The organism is Kitasatospora sp. NPDC047058, from assembly GCF_040643935.1.
Lineage (GTDB): Bacteria > Actinomycetota > Actinomycetes > Streptomycetales > Streptomycetaceae > Kitasatospora.
Window position 1 is genome coordinate 1 of the sequence record NZ_JBEYVJ010000040.1, and the last position, 24,337, is coordinate 24,337.

The 24,337-nt window shown below is 75.8% G+C and carries 17 protein-coding genes and 2 pseudogenes; 2 read left to right on the forward strand and 17 right to left on the reverse strand.

The features are described from left to right. Positions 1–354, reverse strand: a pseudogene (locus ABZ885_RS09045) (ComF family protein); the annotation flags it as partial. A 427-nt stretch (positions 355–781) separates the two neighbouring features. On the opposite strand from ABZ885_RS09045, the pseudogene ABZ885_RS09050 reads away from it, so the two are divergent. Further along, a pseudogene (locus tag ABZ885_RS09050) lies at positions 782–853 on the forward strand (ribosomal subunit interface protein); the annotation flags it as partial. 691 nt (positions 854–1,544) lie between these two features. On the opposite strand, the gene ABZ885_RS09055 reads toward ABZ885_RS09050, so the two are convergent. The 9 genes from ABZ885_RS09055 to bldG all read right to left on the reverse strand — a co-directional run bounded on the left by ABZ885_RS09055 (position 1,545) and on the right by bldG (position 14,947). Beyond that, entirely contained in the window at positions 1,545–2,756 is a 1,212-nt protein-coding gene (locus ABZ885_RS09055) for a DNA polymerase III subunit delta' (protein ID WP_360185293.1), read from the reverse strand. A gap of 229 nt (positions 2,757–2,985) precedes the next feature. After that, complete coding sequence (gene tmk, locus ABZ885_RS09060; protein WP_360185296.1) at positions 2,986–6,510, reverse strand: dTMP kinase; 3,525 nt, start codon at positions 6,508–6,510, stop codon at positions 2,986–2,988. Positions 6,511–6,701: 191 nt separating this feature from the next. Beyond that, complete coding sequence (topA, locus tag ABZ885_RS09065) at positions 6,702–9,566, reverse strand: type I DNA topoisomerase (protein WP_360185299.1); 2,865 nt, start codon at positions 9,564–9,566, stop codon at positions 6,702–6,704. Positions 9,567–10,154: 588 nt separating this feature from the next. Next, on the reverse strand, positions 10,155–10,619 hold the full coding sequence (locus ABZ885_RS09070; RefSeq protein ID WP_360185301.1) for a DUF3592 domain-containing protein: 465 nt from the start codon (positions 10,617–10,619) through the stop codon (positions 10,155–10,157). Positions 10,620–10,889: 270 nt separating this feature from the next. Next, positions 10,890–12,422, reverse strand: a complete 1,533-nt coding sequence (locus tag ABZ885_RS09075; RefSeq protein WP_360185304.1) for a methyltransferase — start codon at positions 12,420–12,422, stop codon at positions 10,890–10,892. Between the two features lie 144 nt (positions 12,423–12,566). Then, the gene (locus ABZ885_RS09080) at positions 12,567–13,295 is read right to left on the reverse strand and encodes a small secreted protein (RefSeq protein WP_360185307.1); all 729 of its coding nucleotides are present in this window, start codon (positions 13,293–13,295) and stop codon (positions 12,567–12,569) included. A gap of 182 nt (positions 13,296–13,477) precedes the next feature. Next, on the reverse strand, positions 13,478–13,897 hold the full coding sequence (locus ABZ885_RS09085; RefSeq protein ID WP_360185310.1) for a cyclophilin-like fold protein: 420 nt from the start codon (positions 13,895–13,897) through the stop codon (positions 13,478–13,480). A gap of 128 nt (positions 13,898–14,025) precedes the next feature. Continuing rightward, on the reverse strand, positions 14,026–14,445 hold the full coding sequence (locus tag ABZ885_RS09090) for an ATP-binding protein (protein WP_360185312.1): 420 nt from the start codon (positions 14,443–14,445) through the stop codon (positions 14,026–14,028). Between the two features lie 160 nt (positions 14,446–14,605). Then, entirely contained in the window at positions 14,606–14,947 is a 342-nt protein-coding gene (bldG, locus tag ABZ885_RS09095; RefSeq protein WP_148644090.1) for an anti-sigma factor antagonist BldG, read from the reverse strand. 222 nt (positions 14,948–15,169) lie between these two features. On the opposite strand from bldG, the gene ABZ885_RS09100 reads away from it, so the two are divergent. Further along, positions 15,170–17,659, forward strand: coding sequence for a DEAD/DEAH box helicase (locus ABZ885_RS09100; protein WP_360185314.1), 2,490 nt, complete (start codon positions 15,170–15,172; stop codon positions 17,657–17,659). Here the strand turns inward: ABZ885_RS09100 and ABZ885_RS09105 are convergent. The 7 genes from ABZ885_RS09105 to ssd form a co-directional block, all read right to left on the reverse strand. Next, positions 17,654–18,307, reverse strand: coding sequence for an Rv3654c family TadE-like protein (locus ABZ885_RS09105; protein WP_360185317.1), 654 nt, complete (start codon positions 18,305–18,307; stop codon positions 17,654–17,656). The genes ABZ885_RS09100 and ABZ885_RS09105 overlap by 6 nt on opposite strands. Beyond that, positions 18,295–18,732, reverse strand: a complete 438-nt coding sequence (locus tag ABZ885_RS09110) for a TadE family type IV pilus minor pilin (protein ID WP_360185354.1) — start codon at positions 18,730–18,732, stop codon at positions 18,295–18,297. The genes ABZ885_RS09105 and ABZ885_RS09110 overlap by 13 nt, the downstream gene beginning before the upstream one ends. Before the next feature lie 28 nt (positions 18,733–18,760). Then, positions 18,761–18,919, reverse strand: a complete 159-nt coding sequence (locus ABZ885_RS09115) for a DUF4244 domain-containing protein (protein WP_360185357.1) — start codon at positions 18,917–18,919, stop codon at positions 18,761–18,763. A 216-nt stretch (positions 18,920–19,135) separates the two neighbouring features. Further along, complete coding sequence (locus ABZ885_RS09120) at positions 19,136–19,705, reverse strand: type II secretion system F family protein (protein WP_360185320.1); 570 nt, start codon at positions 19,703–19,705, stop codon at positions 19,136–19,138. A 248-nt stretch (positions 19,706–19,953) separates the two neighbouring features. Further along, a complete protein-coding gene (locus ABZ885_RS09125) occupies positions 19,954–21,027 on the reverse strand; it encodes a type II secretion system F family protein (RefSeq protein WP_360185323.1) in 1,074 nt (357 codons plus the stop codon). Positions 21,028–21,187: 160 nt separating this feature from the next. Continuing rightward, positions 21,188–22,534, reverse strand: a complete 1,347-nt coding sequence (locus ABZ885_RS09130; RefSeq protein ID WP_360185326.1) for a TadA family conjugal transfer-associated ATPase — start codon at positions 22,532–22,534, stop codon at positions 21,188–21,190. Then, a complete protein-coding gene (gene ssd / locus ABZ885_RS09135) occupies positions 22,534–23,658 on the reverse strand; it encodes a septum site-determining protein Ssd (protein WP_360185329.1) in 1,125 nt (374 codons plus the stop codon). Before ssd ends, ABZ885_RS09130 begins: the two co-directional genes overlap by 1 nt. Between the last annotated feature and the right edge of the window lie 679 nt (positions 23,659–24,337).

A 24,337-nucleotide genomic window follows, 5' to 3' on the forward strand; every position in this document is an offset into this window, starting at 1 on the left:
GGCCAGCCGGAGCGTCGGGTCGTGACCGCGGGCGCGGACGGCGGAGCGGGCGGAGGGCATCGGGACCAGCAGCAGGGGGGACAGCCCGGCGCGCGGCCCGAGCGAGGAGCGCACGGCCCGGGCGAGCGCTTCACCGAGCGGGCCGGCCAGCCGCAGGGCGCCGCGCTCCTTGTGGGCCAGCAGCAGTTGGCGGACCGGGTCGGCGTACGGGGCGGCCGCGTGCACCCAGGGCAGCGCGGTGGGCCCGGGCCGGGCGGTGAGCAGGGCCGTGCGGCAGAGCGGGCAGAGCTGGCCGCGCTCGGCGCCGCAGCCGGCGCAGCGGGCGGGCAGCAGCACGTCCAGCAGGCCCGCCAGTGCGTGGCCGAACGGCCCTTGGGCGGTCTGCGGGCGGGCGGGGGCGGAGGTGGGCGGCACGGCTGCTCCTGGCGGCGGCGGCACGGAGAGTGAGCAAAGAATCCGCCGTACGAGGGGTGTTGTCCAGGTATTTCCCCATGTTTCACTCGCAGGAGGGTAGACAGGGTGCAACAGCTTGACTGCCAGCCCGCGGCACCGGGTCATACCCGTATTCCCGCTTGGGGAGGCGAAAACCCCGTGTGAGGTGTTCGATGAGGCTCCGGGGGGTTTCAACCGTCCCTGGTGGGGAGGAAGTGAGGTGAGGGCCAGTCGTTTCCGCCGTTCGCGGCGGGGCGGGGGGCCGGCAGTGGATTGGCTGGTCCAGCTGGGTCTCAGCCCGATCCGGTAGCACCCGGATCGGCGTCAGCACGAGGGATCGGAGTTCTGCGTGGACATCGTCGTCAAGGGCCGCAAGACCGAGGTGCCCAAGAGGTTCCGCGAGCACGTGGCCGAGAAGCTGGAGCGGGGCCGCCTGCCGCGTGCCGCCGGCCGCGGCGTCCGAGTCGGAGCCGGAGCCCGAGCCGGAATCGGTGCCGGTACCGGTACCGGTGCCCGCATCGGAGCCCGTGGTGACCTCCGCGGAGCCGGACCGCGGGCCCGACGTCCCCAGGCCGCCGAACGTCCCCAGCACCGTCAGCAGGGTCAGCGTCGTGACGCAGACGCCGCAGACCATCGCCCCGGCCGCGCGCAGCAGCATCGGCCGCTGGTCGCCGGTGAGCTCGTAGGTCGCGGCGGCCCGCAGGTCGCGCCAGCGCAGCAGGGCGCCGCGCGCGAGCCAGACCCCGCCCGCGGCGGCGGCCAGCAGGGGGACGACGAGGAGCGAACGGACCATGGGACGCACCGCCTCGGGAGGAGGGCCGGGCCACCGGTGGGGCCGGTGCCGGACGGGGACGCGACGGCCCCGGCGTCGGGGCGCAGTCGGCCCCAGCGTGCAAGACGACCCGGCGGTCACACGCGGGTGTGCCCGGCGCGTACGGCCCGTTCACTCGAAGGTGGGACATCCGGCTAGCGCGGGAAGCCCTACCGGCCGCCGGGCGTTGCGGCACCCCGCACACCCGGGCGGCTCAGCCCGCACCCAGCGCCTCCGGGCGGCTCAGCCCGCACCCAGCGCCTCCGGGCGGCTCAGCCCGTACGCCGCGCCACCTGCCCGCTCAGCCCGCGCGCAGCGCCACCGTCATCGCCTCGACGGCGAGCAGCGGGTCGACGTTGCGGTCCAGCGCCTGCCGGCAGGCGAGCACCGCCTCGATCCGCCGCAGCGTGCCCTCGGGCGGGCCGGCCTGCGCGACGCGGTCCAGCGCCGGCCGCTGGTCCTCGTTGGCGAGCGCGCCCGACGAGCCGAGCTGCAGCGCGAGCACGTCCCGGTAGAAGCCCAGCAGGTCGAGCAGGGCGACGCCGAGCGTCTCGCGGCGAGTGCGGGTGGCCCGGCTCTTCTGCCGCTTCTCCAGTTCCTTGACCGCCCCGGCCATGCCGCGCGGCGCCTTGCCGCCCTCGGCCGCGCCGTACGCGGCCTTGAGGTCGTCGGTCTCCTTGGCGTCCTGGGTCTCGGCGAGCGCCTCGGCGTCGGCCTTGGCGGTGTCGACCAGGCGCTGGGCGGCGGCCAGGCAGCCGCCGATGTCGGCGACCTCCAGCGGGATCCGCAGCACCTCGGCCCGACGGGTGCGGACCTCCTCGTCCACGGCCAGCCGGCGGGAGCGTTCGATGTCCCCCTGCCCGGCGAGCGCGGCCAGCCGGGCCGTCGCCGGGTCGACGCCGTCACGGCGTACCAGCATGTCGGCGACCGCGTCGGCCGCGGGCTGACGCAGCACCAGCAGGCGGCAGCGCGAGCGGATGGTCGGCAGCACGTCCTGGACGGAGGGAGCGCAGAGCAGCCAGACGGTCCGCGGCGAGGGCTCCTCGACCCCCTTGAGCAGGGCGTTGGCGGCGGCCTCGGTGAGCCGGTGGGCGGCGTCGACCAGGATCACCGACCAGCGGCCGCCGGTCGGATAGCTGGACGCGCGCAGCACCAGGTCACGCATGTCGCCGACACCGATCGACAGACCGTCGGTGCGCACGTACTTCACGTCCGCGTGGCTGCCCGCCAGCACGGTGTGGCAGCCGTCGCAGAACCCGCAGCCGGGCGTGCCGCCGAGCGCGAGGTCCGGGCTGGTGCACTGGAGGGCGGCGGCGAAGGCGCGCGCGGCGGTGGTCTGGCCGGCCCCGGGCGGGCCGGTGAACAGCCAGGCGTGCGTCATCAGCGAGGCGTTGCCGCCCGGCTCCGGCGCGGCCCCGCGGCCGGCGGCGACCGTGGCCCCGGCCGCCCGGGCGGCGGCGGTCAGCTGCTCGACCACCCGCTCCTGGCCCACCAGGTCGTCCCAGACGGCCACTGCTGCTCCCAAGCTCGGTACGGACTGCCTCGGGCCCGGCCGGACCGCCCCGGGCCTCGTGCCCGGCCCGGTCTCCCGATCCCCGCGGTCGAGGATACGTGCCCGCCACGACAGCGGGCGGTGCGTACCGCAGGACCCGGTACGACGGCGGGCGGCGCCGCCGGAGCACCGCCCCGGCCGCACCGCCCGTCATGTCCGTCCGCCGGACCGTCCACCGACCCGTCCGGGGTCAGTCCCGGCGCCGCCCCCAACGGCGGCCCTTGCCCTTGCCGTCCTGGCCGCCCTGGTCACCCTGTCCGTCCTGGCCGCCCTGGCCGCCCTGGCCGCCGTGGCCACCCTGGGCGCCGGCCTGGCCGGCCGCGTCGTCGCCGTAGGAGAGGCGCGGGTCCTGCGCGTCCGGCCGGGGCTGGCCGCCCTGCTCCCAGCGGGCCCACTCGTCACGCGAGCCGAGCAGGGTGTCGGTCAGGCTCGGCAGGTCGTCCATCGGGGTCTCCTCGGCCCAGGACGGCCGGGGACGCGGCTCCGCGGACGGCTGCTCCTCGACCACCGGGAGCTCCCGCGTGCTGTCGACCGGTTGCGCCTGCGCGCCACGCCCGGCCGGAGCATCCGGAGCGGCCTGCCCGGCCTGCCCGTCCCGCCGGAGGCCCGGCGGCACCCGGTCCGCCGCCCCGCCGGGCTCGATCCGCGGCAGCACCTCGGTCCGGTCGGCCGGAGCCGGACGAACGTCCGCCGAGGACACCCGGGGCAGGACGGCGGTCTCGTCCGCCGGAGCGGCGGGCACGACCGGCAGCTTCGTCGTCGCGTCGACCTCGCCGGGCGCCTGCGCGGCCTCCGCCTCGGCCGCCCGGACGGCGGCGCGACGGTCCCGCTCGGAGATCTCCTGGGTGACCTCGTCGGTCCCCTTCACCATCCGCAGCTCGGTGGTCACCGCATCGCCCGGAGCCGGACGGCCCGTACGGTCCGCGGCCTCGGCACCACCGGCACCGTCGGCCCGGTCCGCGCCGCCCTCCGCCCGGTCCGCGGCGCTCTCGGCCGCCGCAGCCGCCGCGGCGAGCGCCGCGGCCTGCGCCAGCCGGGCCTCCTCGGCCCGCTGCAGCGCCTCCTCGGCTCGCCGCCGCTGCTCCTCGCGCGCCAGCTCCCGCTGCCGCTGGAGTTCCGCCTGCGCGGCCGCCTCGTCGGCGATCCGCTTGCGCTCGGCGGCCTCGGCGGCCAGCCGGGCCTCCTCGGCGGCACGCAGTTTGGCCTCCTCCTCGGCCTGCCGGCGGGCTTCCTCCTCCGCCCTGCGCCGGGCCTCCTCGGCGGCCTTGCGCGCCGCCTCCGCGGCCTTGCGCTCGGCCTCCTCCTTGGCCAGCCGCTCCTTCTCCGCCTGCTCGGCCCGGAGCTGCTCAAGCAGCTCCTGCCGCTTGCGCTCGGCGGCCTCCGCCTCGGCCTTCTTCCGGGCCTCCTCGGCGGCGCGGCGCTCGGCCTCCTCCCGGGCCAGCCGTTCCTGCTCGGCGAGGGCGGCCCTCTCCTGCTCGGAGAGCGGCAGCTCGCGGTCGAGCCGGTGGCGGATCGCGGTGGTGACGAAGCCGGGCTGCTGGCTCCCGTCGACGACCAGGTAGCGCGCCGGGTCGGCGGCCGCCAGCGCGAGGAAGCCGGCCCGGACCCGCTGGTGGAACTCGGTCGGCTCGGACTCCAGCCGGTCCAGCGCCTCGGTGAACCGCTCGCGGGCCTTGGTCGGGTCGACGTCCAGGACGACGGTCAGGTCGGGCAGCAGCCCGCCGATCGCCCAGCGCGAGATCCGGGCCACCTCGGTGGCGGCCAGGTCGCGGCCGGCGCCCTGGTAGGCGATCGAGGAGTCCATGTACCGGTCGGTGATCACCACGGCGCCGCGGGCGAGCGCGGGCCGGATGACGTTCTCGACGTGCTCGGCGCGGTCGGCCGCGTAGATCAGCGCCTCGGCGCGGTGGGACAGGCCGGTGTTGGCGACGTCCAGGACGAGGCCGCGCAGCCGCTGCCCGACCGGGCTGCCGCCGGGCTCGCGGGTGAGCACCACCTCGTGGCCCTTGCCCCGGATCCACTCGGCGAGGGCCTGGGCCTGGGTCGACTTGCCCGCGCCGTCGCCGCCCTCCAGGGCGATGAAGAACCCGGTGCCGGTGGTCCGGTGCGGCGGCAGCGCCGATTCGCCGCGCAGGGCCTCCAGCAGGTCCCGGCCGAACGGCGCGGTGCCCCGCCGGTCGTCGGTCTTGAGCAGCACGACGGCGGCGAGCGCCAGGGTCAGCAGGCCGGCGGTGGCGACCGCGAGGGCCGCGCCGCCGTGGATGAAGGTGAACGAGCCGGGCTCGACCGTGCCGTACTCCACGACGCCGTACCCGGCGGCGATCAGCGGCACGACGACCAGCGCGGCGCCCACCACGGCCCGCAGCACCGCGAACAGGTGCTCGGTGACCTTCGGCAGCCGGGCCTCCTCGACCTCCTGGGCGAGCAGGGTGCGCCCGGTCGAGACGACGATCCCGGCGGCCAGGCCGGCCAGCACGGTCAGCAGCAGGACCAGCACGAAGTCCAGCACCAGGCCGGCCAGGATCAGCGCGACGCCCTGGACCAGCAGCGCGAGCGCGAGCAGCCGACGGCGGGAGAGCGAGGGCAGGGTGGCCCGGGTGAGCCGGGCGCCGAGCGCGGGCGTGCCGACGGCGGCGAGCACCAGCAGGCCGTAGCCGATCGGCCCGGCCCGGTGTTCGACGGCGGTGAGCAGCGCCAGCGCGGCGACGCCCGCCATCGAGGCGTAGGCGGCGGCGACCGAGAAGGTGAAGTACGGGGCGGAGCCGGTGCGGCCCTTGCCCAGCGCGGGGCCGGGCGTCGCGTCGGTCGGGGCGCGCAGGCCCTGCAGCGGGGACTGCGGGGCGACCGGGACCGGGCCGCCGGGCAGCTCCTGGAGGTAGACCCGGACGGCGGAGACCGCGAACAGGGCGGCCGCGCCGAGCGCGGCGAAGGTGGTCTGGTGGGCGCGCAGCCAGTCCGAGCCGAGCGCCGCGAAGACGTTGTTGACCAGGGTCAGCGCGACCAGCGCGGTGGCCGCGAGCGGCACGGTGGCCCAGCCGGTGCGGCGGTCGAGCGTCCGGACGGTGTCCAGGTCGGCGGCGGACGGCCGCCGCCCGGCGAGCGGGGCGCCGGTCCCCTCCGGCCCGACGACGGGCGGGGAGAGCCTGGCCGACGGCAGCAGGGCGGGGACGGCGGCCGCCTTGGCGATCGCCCAGACCCGCTCGGCGGCACCGGTCACGAAGACGGTGCCGAGCAGCAGGTAGGTCGCGGCGCCGGAGGGCCGGGGGCCGGAGCCCAGCCAGACGATCCACCACGGCGCGATGCCGACCAGCACGGCCCGCAGCACGTCGGCGGAGAACAGCGTCCAGCGGCGGTCGAGGCTGCCGCTGAGCAGCCCGTGCACCGGGCCGAGCAGGGCGACGCCGACCAGCACGGTGGCGGCCAGCCGGGCGGCGAAGACGGCGGAGACCGCGAAGGCGAGGCTGCGCGGCAGGTCGCCGAACTGCCCGCCGAGCGCGGCGGCGATCACGGTGAGCGCGAGCAGCACCAGCAGCGCGAGCCGGTCGGCGGTGCCGCCGATCAGCTGGGTGGTCCAGAGGCGGCGGTAGGGGCGCAGCCGCAGCAGCGCGCGGGCCCGCTCGCCGGGGGTTCCGGCGGGCGCGACCTCGGGCAGGTCGGGCGCGCCGGCTCTGGCGGCCTCGCCGGTGCTGGGGGTGGGCTGCTCCTCGCTCGTCATACGGTCAGCGTAGCGGTCGGCGGTTGCCGCAAAAGGGGGGAGCGGCCTTCCGGATGGCCGTCATTGCAGGGTTGTGACGCACCGCGCACAGCTCGGCCACCGCGCCGCGGCCGGGGCCCGCGGCGCGTGACCGGAGCCGCGGGCCCGCACCCCGGAAGGAGAGGTGCGGGCCCGGTGCCACTGGCGGAGGGTCAGCCCTCGTCGGTGGTGGCGGTCTTGCTCGCGGCCGTCTTCTTCGCCGCCGTCTTCTTGGCGGTGGCGGACTTGGCCGTGGTCGTCTTCTTGGCGGCCGTCTTGGCGGTGGCGGTCTTCTTCGCCGCCGTCTTGGTCGCCGTCTTCTTCGCGGCGGCCTTCTTGGCCGGGGCCTTCTTCGCCGCCTTCTTCACCGGCCCGCGCGCCCGCTTCTCGGCGAGCAGCTCGTAGCCGCGCTCCGGCGTGATGGTCTCGACGTCGTCGTCCTTGCGCAGCGTCGCGTTGGTCTCGCCGTCGGTGACGTACGGACCGAAGCGGCCGTCCTTCACCACGACGGGACGCTCGCTGACCGGGTCGGTGCCCAGCTCCTTCAGCGGCGGCGCGGCGGCGGCCCGGCCGCGCTGCTTCGGCTGGGCGTAGATGGCCAGGGCCTCCTCCAGGGTGACCGTGAACATCTGCTCCTCGCTGGTGAGCGAGCGCGAGTCGGTGCCCCGCTTGAGGTACGGGCCGTACCGGCCGTTCTGCGCGGTGATCTCCACGCCCTCCGGGTCGACCCCGACCACGCGCGGCAGCGACAGCAGCTTCAGCGCGTCCTCGAGCGTGACGGTGTCCAGCGACATCGTCTTCAGCAGCGACGCGGTGCGCGGCTTGACGGCGTTCTTGCCGGTCTTCGGCGTGCCCTCGGGCAGGATCTCGGTGACGTACGGGCCGTACCGGCCGTCCTTGGCGACCAGCAGGTTGCCGCTGACCGGGTCCGGGCCGAGCTCGAAGTCACCGCTGGGCTTGGCCAGCAGCTCCTCGGCCAGCTGGACGGTCAGCTCGTCCGGCGGCAGGTCGTCCGGGATGTCGGCGCGCTGGCCGGGCTCGCCCTCGACGGCGGCGGCGCGCTCGACGTAGGGGCCGTAGCGGCCGACCCGCAGGGTGATGTCGTCGCTGACCCGGAACGAGCTGATCTCCCGGGCGTCGATCGCACCGAGGTCGGTGACCAGCTCCTTCAGGCCGCCCAGGTGGTCGCCGTCGCCGTTGCCGGCCTCGGCGGCGCCGCCGGTCGCGTGGCCCTCGCCCTCGCCGAAGTAGAAGCGCTTCAGCCACGGCACGGACTGCGCCTCGCCGGCCGCGATGCGGTCGAGGTCGTCCTCCATCCTGGCGGTGAAGTCGTAGTCGACCAGTCGGCCGAAGTGCTTCTCCAGCAGGTTGACGACGGCGAAGGAGAGGAACGACGGCACCAGCGCCGTCCCCTTCTTGAAGACGTAGCGGCGGCCGATGATGGTGTCGATGATCGAGGCGTAGGTGGAGGGGCGGCCGATCTCGCGGTCCTCCAGCTCCTTGACCAGCGAGGCCTCGGTGTAGCGGGCCGGCGGCTTGGTGGCGTGGCCCTCGGGGGTGAGCTGCTCGGCGGCCAGCGGGTCGCCCTCGGAGACCTGCGGCAGGCGGCGCTCGCGGTCGTCCAGCTCGGCGTTCGGGTCGTCGGCGCCCTCGACGTAGGCCTTGAGGAAGCCGTGGAAGGTGATGATCTTGCCGGAGGCGGAGAACTCGGCGTCCCGGCCGTCCGCGGCGCGGCCGCCGACCTTGACGGTCACCGACTGGCCGACCGCGTCCTTCATCTGGGAGGCGACGGTGCGCATCCAGATCAGCTCGTACAGCCGGAAGTCGTCACCGCTCAGGCCGGTCTCGGCCGGGGTGCGGAAGCGGTCGCCGGACGGGCGGACGGCCTCGTGCGCCTCCTGGGCGTTCTTCACCTTGCTGGCGTACGTGCGCGGCGCGGCCGGCAGGTAGTCGGCTCCGTAGAGCTGGGTGACCTGCGCCCGGGCGGCCGCGATCGCGGTGTCCGAGAGCGTCGTCGAGTCGGTGCGCATATAGGTGATGAAGCCGTTCTCGTACAGCTTCTGGGCCACCTGCATGGTCCGCTTGGCGCCGAAGCCCAGCTTGCGGCTGGCCTCCTGCTGGAGCGTGGTGGTGCGGAACGGCGCGTACGGCGAACGGCGGTAGGGCTTGGACTCGACGCTGCGGACGCTGAACGCGGTCTGCTCCAGGGCGGCGGCCAGCGCGCGGGCGGCCTGCTCGTCCAGGTGCAGGGTGTTGGTGCTGCCGGCCTTGAGCCGCCCGTCCGGGCCGAAGTCGCGGCCGCTGGCGATCCGCTTGCCGTCGACGGCGGAGAGCCGCGCGCCGAAGGTCTCCGGGTTGGCGGCGTCGGCCGGGGTGCGGCCGGTGCCGAAGGTGCTGACGAGGTCCCAGTAGGAGGCGGTGCGGAAGGCCATCCGCTCGCGCTCGCGCTCGACCACCAGCCGGGTCGCGACGGACTGCACGCGGCCCGCCGACAGCTTCGGCATGACCTTCTTCCACAGCACGGGCGAGACCTCGAAGCCGTACAGGCGGTCGAGGATGCGGCGGGTCTCCTGGGCGTCGACCAGGCGCTGGTTCAGCTCGCGCGGGTTGGCCACGGCCTCCTGGATCGCCGTCTTGGTGATCTCGTGGAACACCATCCGGTGCACCGGCACCTTGGGCTTCAGGACCTGCTGGAGGTGCCACGCGATGGCCTCGCCCTCGCGGTCCTCATCGGTGGCGAGGAAGAGCTCGTCGGACTCCGCGAGCAGCGACTTCAACTTGCTGACCTGGGACTTCTTGTCCGCGTTGACCACGTAGATGGGGGCGAAGTCGTGGTCGACGTCCACCCCGAGGCGGCGCACCTCGCCGGTGTACTTGTCCGGGACCTCGGCCGCCGTGCTGGGCAGGTCGCGGATGTGCCCGACGCTCGCCTCGACGATGTAGCCGGGGCCAAGGTAGCCCTTGATCGTCTTCGCCTTGGCCGGCGACTCGACAATGACGAGTCGCTGTCCGTGCGCGGTCTCGCTGCTCGGGGACACCTTCGCTCTTCTCTCCCGGTCGTTATGTGAGCTGGTCGGCACTGGCAGCACGGGCTGCGCTCCGCCCGACCCCTCCACCGTCCCGGGGCTGCCGCTGTACGACGACCCCACCAGCGGAGTGTGACCGTACCCCGGCCACCCTTGTCAAACGGACGGATCCTGCTTTTTCACCGGCAAGGCCGACCGACGCCACTCGAACGGTAACCCGATGATGGAGGATCGCGCCCCGTGGAGGGGGGCTTCGGCGGGTTCCGATGGATGGAATGACGGATTTCAAAATCTGTCAACGGAAAATCGGCGTCGGGCGGCGGTGCTGGTGGTAAGGGGTGCCGCGAACGATTCGGGCGCTTCGTCCGGGGACGTTTTCCGGACACGGCGGCCGGTTCGGGACAGCCGGTTGGGACGAGCCGGACGAGCTCGGTCGGGGGCGGGCCGCGCCGTCCGTGCCGGCCCGGCCGATGGCGGCCCCGGCCGGTAGTGGCCTGCCCGGCGGACGGCCTGACCCCGTGGGCGGCGGCCCGGTTCGGCGGGCGGTCGGCGGGGGCTCAGCGGGTGGTGGGCTCAGCGGGTGGCTACGTGGGGTGGGGCTCAGCGAGTGGTGGCGACGGCCACGAGCAGGGCGGCCCCCGCCGCCAGGCAGCCTGCACCCAGCGCCGTCCACAGGAGGTCCGTCAGCACGGCCCGGCCGGTCTCGGTCGCCGCCAGCACCACCCGGCTGGGCCGCCGCGGGTCGTAGGAGATACGGACGGACGTGCCGGGCGCGAAGCGGGGCGGACGGCGCAACGGGGTGTGACCGCGCGGACGGGCGAGCACCACCTCGGCCCGGCGGGCCCCACCGGGACCCCCGATCGCGGCGGGGGCGGAGAAGGTGAGCAGCGGTGCGCTGTCCAGCGCGCCGTGCGCCTCGGTGTCGGCGACGACGGTGGCCACCGCCGCCGTACCCCTGCGGCGCACCCCACGGCGCAGGCGCACTTCGGCAGCGCACCAGAGCAGCAGCGCGCCGCCGAACAGTGCGAGCACCGCGCCACCCACCACGGCCGTCGTCGTCTCCACCCCTCGCCCCCAGCTCTGTCCACAGCCTGTGGACAGAGCCTCACAGCCGGGGGCCAACTGGGGGCGGCCGTCCGACGGCCGCCGGGCGAACCAGGGACTACGGCAAGGTGAACCGGGCGCCTCCGGGCAGCCTCGACAGCCGGGCAGCCTCGACAGCCGGCCCGCCCTGGCGGATTCGGGGCCTGGGCCGCGGCCGGCTGGCGGACGGGGCCGGGGCCGGGGCCGGTCGGTGAACGAGGCCGGGGCCCGGGCCCGGGCCACCCGGACGGCTCAGCCCGCCGGCCGGATGAACCCCTGCTCGGTGAGCAGCCGCAGCGACTCCGGCACCCGATCCCGCAGCACCACCCGGTCCTCGCCGAGCAGCTGGGCGATGGCGTCCACGATCTCGCCCGCCGACAGCGTCCCGTCGCAGACCCCGGCGAACCCGGCACCCACCGTGTCCACCTTGGTGGCCCGGCGCATGCCGCGGTTGTGCCGCAGGATCACGTGCTCCGGGTCCTCCGCCCCGGGCGCGCCGACCTGCTCCTGGACGACCTCGTCGGCGAGCACGTACCGGGCCGCGAGCAACCCCGCGTCGTCGTGGGTGCGCAGGAAGTCCTGCCGGTCGAACCACTCCTCGATGTGCGGGCCGAGCGGCTGCTCGACCGGGTGCGGCCACTCCTCCACCCGGACGGTCGGCCGCTCGGCGCCGCTCGCCCGCAGCGTGATCCAGCCGAACCCGATGCCCTCGACCCGGCCCGCCTCGAACGCGTCCAGCCACTCGCCGTACCGGGCCTGGTAGTCGCCGCCGGGACCGCGGTGGTCACCGCCGTCGCGCAGCCACAGCTCGGCGTACTGCGCGACGTCCTGGACCTCCCGCTGGACGATCCAGGCGTCCAGGCCGGTGCCGGCCACCCAGCCGGCCAGCCGCTCGTGCCAGTCCTCGCCCTTGACGTGCTGCCAGTTGGCGAGCAACTGGCAGTAACCGCCGGGCTCCAGGTGGGCGGCGGCGGAGCGGACCAGGCTGCGGCAGAGGTCGTCGCCCGCCATCCCGCCGTCGCGGTAGGTGAACCGGCCGGCGGGCGAGATCACGAACGGCGGGTTGGAGACGATCAGGTCGAACTTCCGCTCGCCGACCGGCTCGAAGAGGCTGCCGGCGGCGGTGTCGGTGTTCGCGAACCCGGAGAGCGCCAGGGTCAGCTCGGTGAACCGCAGCGCGCGCGGGTTGAGGTCGGTCGCGGTGACCCGCTGGGCGTGCCGGGCGGCGTGCAGCGCCTGCACACCGGAGCCCGAACCGAGGTCCAGCGCCGCCCGGACCGGTCGGCGCACGGTGATGTTGGCCAGCGTGGTGGACGCGCCGCCCACCCCGAGCACCAGGTCCTTGCGGGCCACGCCGTGCGCGGTCTCGCCGGAGCCGATGCCGCCCGCGCCGCCGACCGCGCAGCCCAGGTCCGAGACCACCCAGGCGTCCGAACTCGGCAGCCCGGCCACCTCGTTCGCGTAGGGGCGGACGTCCACGGTGGCGCGCACCGCGTCGCCGTCCGGGCGCAGCCAGCCATCGGCCAGGCAGTCCTCGACCGGCAACGCGGCGGCCGCCGCCTTGTACGGCACGGGCTGCTGCAGCAGGAACAGCCGCACCAGCGTCTCCAGCGGGCTGCCGCCGCGGGTCGAGCGCAGTGCCGGCACCGCCTCGCTGCGGGCCAGCGCCGCGTACCCGGTGGGCCCGAGCAGGTCGAGGCAGCCGTCGGCGGTGAAGGAGGCGGCGAGCAGCGCCTCGCGCAGCTTGGCGAGGCGGGTCGGGTCGAGAACGGGGCTACTGATCACCCCGCCATTGTCCCCCGCGCGGCAGGCCGCGCCCGCCCGCGAGAGCCGTCGTCCCGGTCCCTTCGCCGCGCCCCTTTGCACCGGCTCGCCCCCTCGGCCGGAGCGGAGGGGGCGTGCGGGGTGCGGGGTGGTGCGCGGGGTCCGTCAGCTCGCCGAGGGGGCGGGGGTGGACGGGGCGGCCTGGCTCGCGGTCGGGCTGGCGGCGGGGCTCGCGCCGTCCGTCGCGGGGGCGGTGGCCCCGGGCGTCGCGCCGGCCGCCGGGGTGCCGCTCGCGCCGGCCGCCGGAGTGCCGCCGGCTCCACCGGTCGGACCGCCGGTCGGGGCCGCGGCGGCCGCGCCCGGCTTGCAGCCCTCCTGCTTGGCCATCGCGGCGCCGAGGTCGCCGCGCTGCAGCTTGGCCTGCGCCTCGGTGGAGAGCGTGGCCAGCTTCTGCACCTGGTCGGCGACGCTGCGCAGCCCGTCCGCGAACTTCGCCTGGTCCGTGTTGGGCAGCGCGTCCAGCTTCTTCTGTACGTCCAGATAGCCGTCCGCCGCCTTGGTGAGCTCGGCGACGGTGTCCTTCTGCAGGGTCGCGCCGTCGTCCACCTTGGGAGCCCCGGCGGAGTCGATGGCGGCGGCGATGTCCTGGTTGGTCTTGGCCAGCCGGCCGATGTCCGCGGAGAGGCGCTTCTGCAGGTCGGCCGGGGCCTCCCCGGTCTTGACCTGCCCGGAGTCCGCGAGCGCGGTCTGCGCCTGGGCGATCGGGTCCTTGGCCGCGCCGCAGACGCTGGTCGCCCAGGACTCCAGCTGCTTGCTGTTGTCGTCGCCGCAGCCGACGGCGCCGAACGCCAGCAGCGCGCCGAGCGCGGGTACGGCCAGCAGTCGCTTGTTCACCGGGGGAAGCCTTTCGGTCGCGTTCGTCTTCGGTCGTCGAACTGCGAACCTACACGGCCGCCGCCCCACCCCCGGTTCCCGCCCTGGGACCGCCCCGGCCAGCGCTCGGCCACTCTCGGCCCGCATTCGGCCGCCCCTGCCCCGGCCGGGGCGTCATGGCCGGGGCGCCGGCCGGGCCCGGCTCAGGGCCGGGCCAGGGCAGGGGCCGGGGCCGGGGCCGGGCCAGGGCCGGGCCCGGCCTGCTCGACCCGGATCGGATCGCCCGGCCGGACGGTGCGCAGGACCTGGGCGTCCCCGTCCAGCTCCCCGAGGACGTTGCACGCACTGGCCAGCCGGCACTCGCCGTCCCGCGAGATCGGCGTCGGTCCGTACGGGAGCGCCAGGCTGTCGCCGTCCGTCCAGAACGCCACCGTTCCGGGCTCGACGACCTGCCGGGCGTCGTGCTCCCTCGGCACGCTGACGGGGGTGTCGAAGTAGACCTCCTCGCCCCAGGTGTTCGCCGACGAGCTGATCGGCAGCACGGCCAAGAGCGCCTCGGTCGTGGGCGTCGCCGTCAGCGTGGCGGTCACCTGCCCGGCCGGCCACAGAATGCGTATCCGCATGGGTTCCCTCTTCATACGACAGGCCCGATCACCGATCGGGCCCGGTCGTGCCGAGAGCAGGGAACCGCCATGCTCAACAGTTTGTCAATGCGCGCCCGGGAAGCGGATCACGCGAACCGGAGGGCGGGTCAGACCGCCACGGCGCCGACCGAGACCGGCCAGCTCATCCGGATCACGCCGCCGTCGGTCCCGTTGGCGACCTCCAGGTCCTCGACCAGGCCGGTGATGACCGCAAGACCCAGGGTGTCCTCCTCCGGGTCGGCACCTTCGGCCGCACCCGCGGCCGGGACCGTGGCGGGGCCCGCCTCGTCCTCGACCTCGATGAGGAAACGCTTCTCCTGATCCGTGAGCGCGACCCGGACCGTGCCGGCGATGCCACCGCGCTGGTGCAGGCCGACGGCACGGGAGCACGCCTCACCGACGGCGAGCCGCACCTCGTCGAGCACCGACTCGTCGACCCCGGCCCGTCTCGCGACCGCCGCGGCGACCAGCCGGGCCGTACGCACGTGCTCGGGAAGCGCACTGAATCGAAGTTCGACGGTTGCCATCTTCAATCCCCCTCGGGGTGTCCGACCGGGGCCGGGCATGCGGCCCCTCGGGCCGGTCTGCACCGGCCCTGGAGCGCCGGGCCGGCCCGGGGCCACACGGGCCCCGGCGCCGCCGGACGCAGGGAACGGGCGGGCCGGCACGCAGGCCGGCCCGGCCGCGTCAGTCGGTCGAGTTGACCGCGTCGTCCACCGAGGTGTGGATCGGGAAGACCTTGGTCAGGCCGGTGATGCGGAAGATCTTCAGAATGCGCTCCTGGTTGCACACCAGGCGCAGCGAGCCCTCGTGGGCACGCACGCGCTTCAGACCGCCCACCAGCACGCCCAGACCGGTCGAGTCGAGGAAGTCAACGCCCTCCATGTCGACGACGAGGTGGTAGTTGCCGTCGTTGACCAGCTCGACCAACTGCTCACGCAGCTTCGGGGCGGTGTACACATCGATCTCGCCGCCAACCTCGACGACCGTGCGATCGCCGACTGTACGGGTCGACAGGGACAGGTCCACGGAACCTCCAGCACCTTGCCTTGCTACGTCATTGCGATCTTCGGCCGGACGGCCGCAACCGCATGGTCGCGAGCCCCGGGCGCGCCCAGCGAACGCGTGGCAAGCCTCAGCGCTGCGACCCCCGGCCGTACGGCCGTCACGGCCACATTCAACCACCTGCGACCATGCCCGCACGATGGCTTACAACGATTCTCCGTCACGCCGGTGACACACTGGGTCCTCATGCCGCCCCGTCACAGCCTGCCCGAGGCACTGCTCGCGACCCTGTCCGCCACCCGGGGGCGGTCGGACCGGCTCACCCATACGGAGCACCTTCCCTCCCGGCCCGCCCGTTATTCGCCGTGGCCCGACTCGATCCGGCCGGAGATCGTGGCCGCCGCCCTGGAGCTGGGCGTGGAGCAGCCCTGGGCCCATCAGGCAGAAGCCATGAACCTGGCCATAACCGGCCATTCCGTGGTGATCGCCACAGGCACCGCCTCGGGCAAGTCGCTCGGCTACCTGGCCCCCGTGCTGAGCGACCTGCTGGACGGCACCGAGGCCCGCAACGGCCGCGGCGCCACCGCGCTCTACCTCGCCCCGACGAAGGCGCTCGCCGCCGACCAGCGCCGCCGGGCCGCCGAACTCGCCCCGCCCAGGGTCCGGGCCGCCCTCTACGACGGCGACACCCCGCCCGAGGAACGCGAGTGGGTCCGCCAGTACGCCTCCTACGTGCTCACCAACCCGGACATGCTGCACCGCGGCATCCTGCCCGCCCATGCCCGCTGGTCCTCCTTCCTCAAGACCCTGCGCTACGTGGTCGTGGACGAGTGCCACAGCTACCGCGGCGTGTTCGGCTCGCACGTCGCCCAGGTGCTGCGACGACTGCGCCGGATCTGCGCCCGGTACGGCTCCTCCCCCACCTTCCTGCTCGCCTCGGCCACCACCGCCGACCCGGCCGTCACCGCCCGCCGGCTCACCGGGCTGCCGACCGAGGCGGTCACCGACGACGCCTCGCCACGCGGCCCGATGGTCTTCGGCCTCTGGGAACCGCCGCTCACCGAGAACGTCGGCGAGCACGGCGCGCCCGTCCGCCGGACAGCCACCGCCGAGGCCGCCCACCTGCTGACCGACCTGGTCGGGCAGCAGACCCGCACCGTCGTCTTCGTCCGCTCCCGCCGGGCCGCCGAACTCGTCGCCCTCCAGGCCCAGGACCAGCTCGGCCGGCCGCTCGCCGACCGGGTGGCCGCCTACCGCGGCGGCTACCTCGCCGACGAGCGCCGTGCCCTCGAACGCGACCTGCACACCGGCCGTCTGCTCGGCCTCGCCTCCACCTCCGCCCTCGAACTCGGCGTCGACATCTCCGGCCTGGACGCCGTCCTGATGGCCGGCTACCCCGGCACCCGGGCCTCGCTCTGGCAGCAGGCCGGACGGGCCGGGCGCGAGGCCCAGGGGGCACTCGCCGTCCTGATCGCCCGGGACGACCCGCTGGACACCTACCTGGTGCACCACCCGGAGGCGCTGTTCGCGACGCCCGTCGAGGCCACCGTGCTCGACCCCGACAACCCGCACGTCCTCGCCCCGCACCTGTGCGCGGCGGCCGCCGAGCTGCCGCTCACCGACCCCGACCTGGAGCTGTTCGGCTCCTCGGCCGAGCGGCTGCTGCCCGTCCTGGAGCAGCGCGGGCTGCTCCGCCGCCGGGGCGGCGCCTGGTACTGGACGCGCCGCGAGCGCGCCGCCGACGCCGTGGACCTGCGCGGCAGCGGGGGCAGCCCGGTGCAGATCGTCGAGGCCCCGACCGGCCGGCTGCTCGGCACGGTGGACGCCTCCGCCGCCCACACCACCGTCCACACCGGGGCCGTCCACCTCCACCAGGGCCGCAGCTACCTCGTCCGGGACCTCGACCTGGAGAACTCCGTCGCCCTGGTCGAACCGGCCGACCCGCCGTACACGACCGCCGCCCGGGACATCACCTCCATCTCCGTGCTCTCGACCGACACCTCCGTCGACTGGGGCGAGGGCCGGCTCAGTTTCGGTTCGGTGGAGGTGGTCAACCAGGTGGTCGGCTACCTCCGCAAGCGGATCTCCACCGGGGAGATCATGGGCGAGACCAAGCTCGACCTGCCGCCCCGCACCCTGCGCACCCGGGCGGTCTGGTGGTCCGTCACCGAGGACCAGCTGCTCGACGCGGACATCCCGCCCGACCAGTTGCCCGGTGCCGCACACGCCGCCGAGCACGCCTCCATCGGCCTGCTGCCGCTGTTCGCCACCTGCGACCGCTGGGACATCGGCGGCGTCTCGGTGCCGCTGCACCCCGACACCCTGCTGCCCACCGTGTTCGTCTACGACGGTCACCCCGGCGGGGCCGGCTTCGCCGAACGCGGCTTCCAGCGGGCCGTCCAGTGGCTGACGGCCACCCGGGAGGCGATCGCGGCCTGCGAGTGCGAGCGCGGCTGCCCCTCGTGCGTGCAGTCACCCAAGTGCGGCAACGGCAACGACCCGCTGGACAAGGCGGCCGCCGTCCGGCTGCTGGACGTCCTGCTCGCCGGCGCCCCGACGACGACGAGCGCAGCGGGCACCGAGGCCGAGGCGGGGGATGCGGCCAGGACGGGGGACGCGGCCGGGGCGGGGGCCGAGGCGGCCGAGTCGGGGGCCGAGGCGGCCGAGTCGGGGGCCGAGGCGGCCGGAGCGTCGGTGGAGGCCGGGGACGCGGACGGGCCGGTGGCGGGTTCATGAGCCACCCGCCATCGTCCTGAGGCCCGGGTCCGCAGCCGCAGCCGCAGCCGCAGCCGCGACGGCACCCGCCTCCGCGGCCGCGTCCACGTCCGCCGCCGCCGCGGTTGCCGTCGCACGGACCGGTCCCGCGCGGGAGCGGGCGCGGGCCGGCCCGACCGGCAGGCGTACGGGCAGCCCGTCGACCGGGACCTCGGCCACCACCTCGACCGCGTCCGCCTCACGGTCCACCGTGCAGGACACCACGGTGGCCGCCTGAGCGGCGGCGATCCCTGCCGCCCGGCCGCAGCCGCCGTCCACGTCCAGCAGCAGCCGGTCGGCGGCCGCCAGGGCCGCCAGATCGGCGGCGGACTCCGCCCGGTGCCGGGCACCGGCCACCGCCCCCACCGCGAGGGTCGCGGTGAACGCCGCACAGCCGAGCACCGCGAACGCGACCAGCCACACCGTCGCGGACCCGGCGTCGCCGCGACGCCCCGATGCCGCCGCCCGGACGGTGCGGCCCCGCACCGCCCAGCCCCGGAGCCTTCGGACCCGGGCGGTACAAACCCGGGCGGTACGGACCCGGGCATCGCGGTGGAACGCCCGCCGCGGCGCCCCCCGCACCACCTTCCCTTTCCCTGCCGCAACCGCGGCCTGCCTCAGGACGGCCACGGGCCACCTCCTGCTCCTCCGCCACCGGTCAAGGTGTCCTCCCGGGCCGCCACGGCGGCCGCGCCCAGCCGCACCGACAACAGGGCCCCGAGCCGGCCCGGAGCCGCCGACGGCGCGTCCACGGTGACGCGGACCGTGTCGGCCTCCACGGCGATCCGCACGACCGCCCCGGGCGGGGCCGCCGAACCGGCGATCGCGGCGGCGTCCGGCTCCCCACGGGCGGCCGCCCTGGCGCCCGCCCGCGCGGCATCCACGCAGCGGATCTGTGCACCGGCCGCGAGCACACCCCAGATCAGCATCACGGCGAGCAGTACCAGGGCCGGCAGGGCCACCGCCGTCTCAGCCGTGACGAAGCCCGCGTCGCTCCGGCCGCGGCCACGGCCGCCCTGCCTCCGCCGACCACAGCGCCAGGGACACCGTCGGATCCGGCGCGGCCGCCCCGCCGACCGGCCGTCACGTCGCATGGAGCGCCCGGTCCAGCAGCTCGGTCAGCGTGCTGACCACGGTCGGGCTGGTCACCACCTTGTACAGCGCGGCGGCCAGGGCACAGGCTCCCAGCGTGCCGACCGCGTACTCGGCCGTGGTCATTCCGGCATCCGACCTGCCCCTGATCCGGACCGACCGCCCGGCCCGGCCGGCCGCCCAACGGCCCCGTCGGCGGCACACCTCGAGCAGCCGACGGCCCGGGTGCCGCGCGACAACGCGGGCGGGTGAGATCACTACAGCCATGGACTTCTCCTCGTGTCGAGTGAGTGAGTGGATGAGTAAGCGAGTGGGTGAGTACGCGAGTGAGAGGACGAGCGGCGGTCAGAGGCACCGCCGCGGGCGTCACATCGCCTGCGCAAAGCGCGTGGTGAGCCCGATGACCACCGGGACGACGCTGATCAGCACGAAGGCCGGGAGGAAGCAGAGGCCGAGCGGCGCGGTGGCGAGGACGCCGGCGCGCCGAACGCGCGCGTGCGCCGTGCGGGCGGCCGCCGTCCGCAGGCCGTGTGCCAGGCCGGTCAGCGGCCCGGCCGCCGGAGCCCCGCTGAGGCTCGTCCGGACCAGGCAGCGGCCCAGCGGCGCCAGCGCCGGGTGCTGCGCGCCCAGCCGGATCCAGCACACTTCCGGCGGTGCCCCCAGGGCCAGTTCGGCCGCGATGGCCACCAGTCTGGGCCCCATCGGGGCGCCGACGCTCCGGCCGACCGCCGCGACCGCCACCGCGGGCGAGGCGGCCGAACCGAGGCAGGCGGCCAGCAGTTCGGCGGTGAGCGGGAGTTGCCGGGTGAGCTGTTCCTCCTCCAGCACGGCCCGCCGTTCGGCCTGGGGCCTCGCCCAGGGCGGCCACCGGTACAGCGCCGCGGCCAGCAGCACGCCCACCACCGGTCCGGCGCCGCCCCCGATCAGGGCAGCCATAACGAACCCGGCGCCGCCGGCCAGAACCGCCCGCCGCGCCTGACCGGCGTCGCCCCGCCGCTCCGGACGACGCACTGCCCACCAGCCCGGTCCGGCCCGTCGGCGAGGGGCCCGCATCCGGGTCCGGGCCCGGGGGCCGAACCAGGCCGCCGACCTCCGGCGGCCCGTCCACCGTGCCGCCCCAGCTCCGAGGAGCAGTCCGCCCGCCGCCACCGCGGGCACCAGGACCGCCCAGTCGGCCGCCCGCCTCATGCGGACATCACCTCCGCCCGGAAGGAACCGCTCGGCCGGCCCAGGCGCGCCCGCGTGCGTGAGAGGCCGCAGCGCCATCCGCCCTCGTCGTCCGCGGCCGCCACCCCGTCCGCAGGCTCCGCCCGTCCGGGATCCTGGGGTGCCTCCAGGGCTCCTCGGGCCGCCGCCCGGACGATGCGTGCCGTCCACGCCAAGCCCAGGCCCTCCAGGGCCGCCCCGCCCGCCAGACACGCCAGGCCGGCGGGAGTGTGGAGCAGGACGGTCAGCGGACGGGCCCCGAGCGCCGCCCCGAGCAGCAGACCGGCGGCGGGGAGCGCCGCCAGGACGGCGATCGTGGTCCGCGGGGCCGCCAGCTCGGCGGTGATCTCCTCGGCCAGCGCCTGCTCCGCGCGCAGCGCCTCGGCAACCCCGTCCAACCCGGCGGCCAGGCCCGAGCCACCGTCGGCGGTGACCCGCCAGCAGGCGGCGATCGCGGTCGCCCCGCTGCCGCCCGGCAGCTCCGCGAGCAGCTGGAACGCCAGCGGGACGTCCCCGCCGTAGCGGCCTGCCGCCAGTCGCGCCACCGGCTCCGCGCCGAGCCGGCGCAGCGCCTCGCGGTCGGCGGCGATGCGCGCCGTCACCAGGTGCAGCGCCTGCTCGGGCGTCGCCCCACTGCGCAACTCTCCGGCCAGCCCGGCGCAGAGGTCGACGACCGCCGCCGCCCGCTGCCGGGCCTGCACGGCCACACGGCGGCGGCGCCGCCAGCTGCGCAGCGGCAGGAAGGCCAGTGCGGCCGCCAGCAGCGGGACGGGCGAGCCGGTGGCCGGCCAGGCCGCCAACCCGGCCGGGAACAGCAGCAGTTCGGGACCGAGCCAGCCGGGCCCGTACCGCACCCGCAGCGCGGCCGCGGCCACCACGGCGCCCCAACGCGCCACCGGCCCACCACCACCCTCTCCCTCCGTACCGTCGCCGAGCCGCAGGAGCCTGCGGCCCCGTACGCCCGCCGCGGTGCGCTGCAGCGCGCACCACCCGGCCGACGCAACCAGGCAGAGCACCGCCACCCAGCACAGCGCGATCTGGTCCTTCGTCATGTCGATGACCTCCCGTCTCCTCCGATTTCGTCCGTCAGGGCCGCGGGGGCGCCCCGTCGCCGGGCGTGCGGGCACCGGACGGCAGGCCCGAGCAGCACCAGGGCCCCCACCACGCAGCCGCACAGCAGCAGGACGAACAGCACCTCCGCCCGCACCGCCGTCACGGTGGACCACCCCCGATCGCCACTCCGCGCGCCGCCAGCAGCCGGAGGAGCCGCTCCCAGCCCTCCCCGGGGACGACGGCGCCGTCCGGCGTGAACGCGACCGCCGGGGTGGTGACCGCCAGGCCCGCCCGGTCGCCGGCCAGCATGTGGATCTCGGCGATCCGCCGCCGTCCGGAGGCCGGCTCCCGGACCATGTGCACCACCAGGTCGAGCGCGGCACGCAGTTGGCTGTGCAGGGCCGGCCGGTCCAGGCCCGCGAGCGCCCCGAGCGCCTCCAGCCGGACCGGCACGTCGGCCGCCGTGTTGGCGTGCACGGTGCCGCAGCCGCCTTCGTGGCCGGTGTTCAACGCGGCCAGCAGGTCGGAGACTTCGGCGCCCCTGACCTCGCCGACGACCAGCCGGTCGGGCCGCATCCGCAGGGCCTGGCGGACGAGGTCGCGCAGGGTCAGCTCGCCCAGGCCCTCCTGGTTGGGCGGGCGGCTCTGCAGCCGCACCACGTGCGGATGGGCCGGTTGCAGCTCGGCGGAGTCCTCGACCACGACGATCCGCTCGTCCGGCCCGACCAGCCCGAGCAGTACCGCCAGCAAGGTGGTCTTGCCCGTCCCCGTGCCGCCGCTGATCAGCAGGGACAGCCTTGCCCGCAGGATGCCCGTCAGCAGTTCCGCCCCGGCCGCGGGCAGTGTCCCGCCCGTCACCAGCTCGTCGAGCGTGAACGGCCGCGGACGGCAGACCCGCAGGGAGATGTGCGTGCACCCGGTGGCGACCGGCGGCAGCACCGCATGGAGCCTGGTGCCGTCGGGCAGCCGGGCGTCCACCCAGGGCCGGGCGTCGTCCAGCCGCCGCCCGGCGGCGGTGGCCAGCCGGTGGGCCAGCCTGCGGACGGCCTCGGCGTCGGTGAAGCGCACGCCCACGGCTCGCCGCAGGCCGCCGCCCCGGTCGACCCAGACCTCGTCCGGGCCGTTGACCAGCACGTCCGTCACGTCCGGTGCCGCCAGCAGCCGGTCCAGCGGGCCCGCACCCACCAGCTCGGCGCGCAGCGAGCGCACGGTGTCGAGGACTTCGTCGCCGCCGAGCGGCGGCCGGGTGGCCCGTAGCACCGCCGCGACGGACCCGGCCGTCGGCGGCGCCCCGGACTCGGCCAGCCTGAGCCGCACCGCGTCGAGCAGCGCCGCCGTGCGCTCCTCCCGGGCCGTCCGCCCGTACGGAGGCGGCCCGGCCGCTCCCGTCACCGGTACGGCCGCCGTGACACTCCTGAGCGGCCGGTGCTCCCGCACGCCGTCGCCCCGGCCGGCCGCCCCGGCACCCGCGCCGCCGCCGGTTCCCGTTCTGCGCAGACGGACCATCAGTACACACCTCCCCCGACCGCCGGAACCGGCGGCAGCACCTCGGCCAGGAAGCTCTCGCAGAACCGCGCCAGCGGGCCGTTCTCCCGGATGCCGGGCGGCACGCCCTGCTCGACGTCCGCGGCCAGCCCGGGCTCCGCCGCCACCTCCCCGGCGAGCCGGAGCCGCAGCCCCCGCGCGATCCGGTGGGCCGGGAGGCCGAACAACCGCAGCGGGCGGACCACCACCCGGACGTCGTCCAGCCGCATCCGGACGGCGGCCGCGACCCGGTCGGCGGCCGCCACCGCGCGCAGCTCGGCCGGCACCACCAGCAGCGCCGTGTCGGACTGCTCCAGCGCCTGCCCGGCCGCCGGATCGAGGTGGCGCGGCACGTCGACCACGACCAGCCCGCCGCGCCGCCGGGCCGCGGCCAGCACGCTGCGCATGGCCTCGGGAGGCACCCCGAGCGTGTCCCCGCGGTCCCAGGACAGGCAGGACAGCGCGGTCAGCCGTTTGAGCACCGGCAGGGCCTTGGCCAGCTCCGCACCGCTGACCCGGCCGCGGGAGCCGGCCAGGTCGGGCCATCGGAGGCCGCCGGCCGTCTCGCCGCCGAGCAGGATGTCGAGCCCGCCGCCCAGCGGATCGCCGTCGACGAGTATGGTCCGCCGGCCCGTGCGCGCGGCCGTCACCGCGAGCGCGCAGGCCAGGGTGGAGGCACCGGCCCCGCCCCGGCCGCCGAGCACGGCGACCGTCAGCGCCGGTGTGCCGATGCCCTCGGCGGCGTCGGCGACCCGGTCGAGCAGCCAGGCCTCGGCGTCGGGCAGGAACAGCACGTGCTCGGCGCCGAGTTGGACGGCCCTGACCCAGACCCCGGAGTCGTCGAGGTCCAGCCCGAGCAGGAGCACCCCGGTGCGGCGGGGCAGCCCCGCGCACTGCTCGGCCTGGTCGTCCCCGACCAGCACGAGCGACGAGCCCTCCCAGAGCGCGCGCGGCGGCGGGGCACTCCGGATCAGCTGCGGTTCGGTGCCGGCGGCCGCGCAGAGCCGCAGCAGGTGCTCGGCCAGGCCCTCGTCCTCGGTGACGACGAGCGGCCCGGTGGCCTCCGGGCCGTGGGTGGCGGCGTGGCCGGCGATCGGTGTCGACATGGTGGTCTCCCCTGTGCGGCGCCCGGCCGCGGGAGGCGGTGCGGGCGCGCGTCCGGATGGTTCCGGCAGGCGGCCCGCCGGGAGCGCCCCGCAGGAGGCGCCCGGCAACCGCTGCCGTGCATCACGGTGGGGGGTGACCGGGATTCCGCCAGCCGGCTTCCGAATCCCTGTGGACAACTCGGGGTTGTGGATAACAACGTTCACCCGGGCGGGGGGCTATTGAGCAAAGAATTGACGAAAGCGCCTCACCGAGAAGAACTGGCACCGTCCGGCCGACGGCCCGGGAGGAAGCCGCCGAGGTCCGCCGGAGTGCGCTCGGGGCCGATTCGGCACCCCGCCGGGCCCACGGGCAGCCATGAGCAAGCAGCAACGCAGAGTGACGAAAGTGGTCTGGAGCCGACGCGCCCCGACACCCCCTGTAGACCGCCGCCCGATCGTCCGGCGGATCGGCCGCAACAGCCGTTCAAGCCCTGAAAATGGCCCCGGACGTGCGACGACCCCCGCCGGGGGGGAGAGCGGGGGTCGTCTATCCACAGCCCGACTCGGGGGGGAGGAGCCGGACCGGGTTAGCACGGTCGCGAACGATCCGTGACTTCCATGGTGTACCCGAGCGGCCAGAAACACAAACCCGCACGCCCACGAGTACGCCGAATGGCGGGGTGTTTTGCGGCGCCCTCTA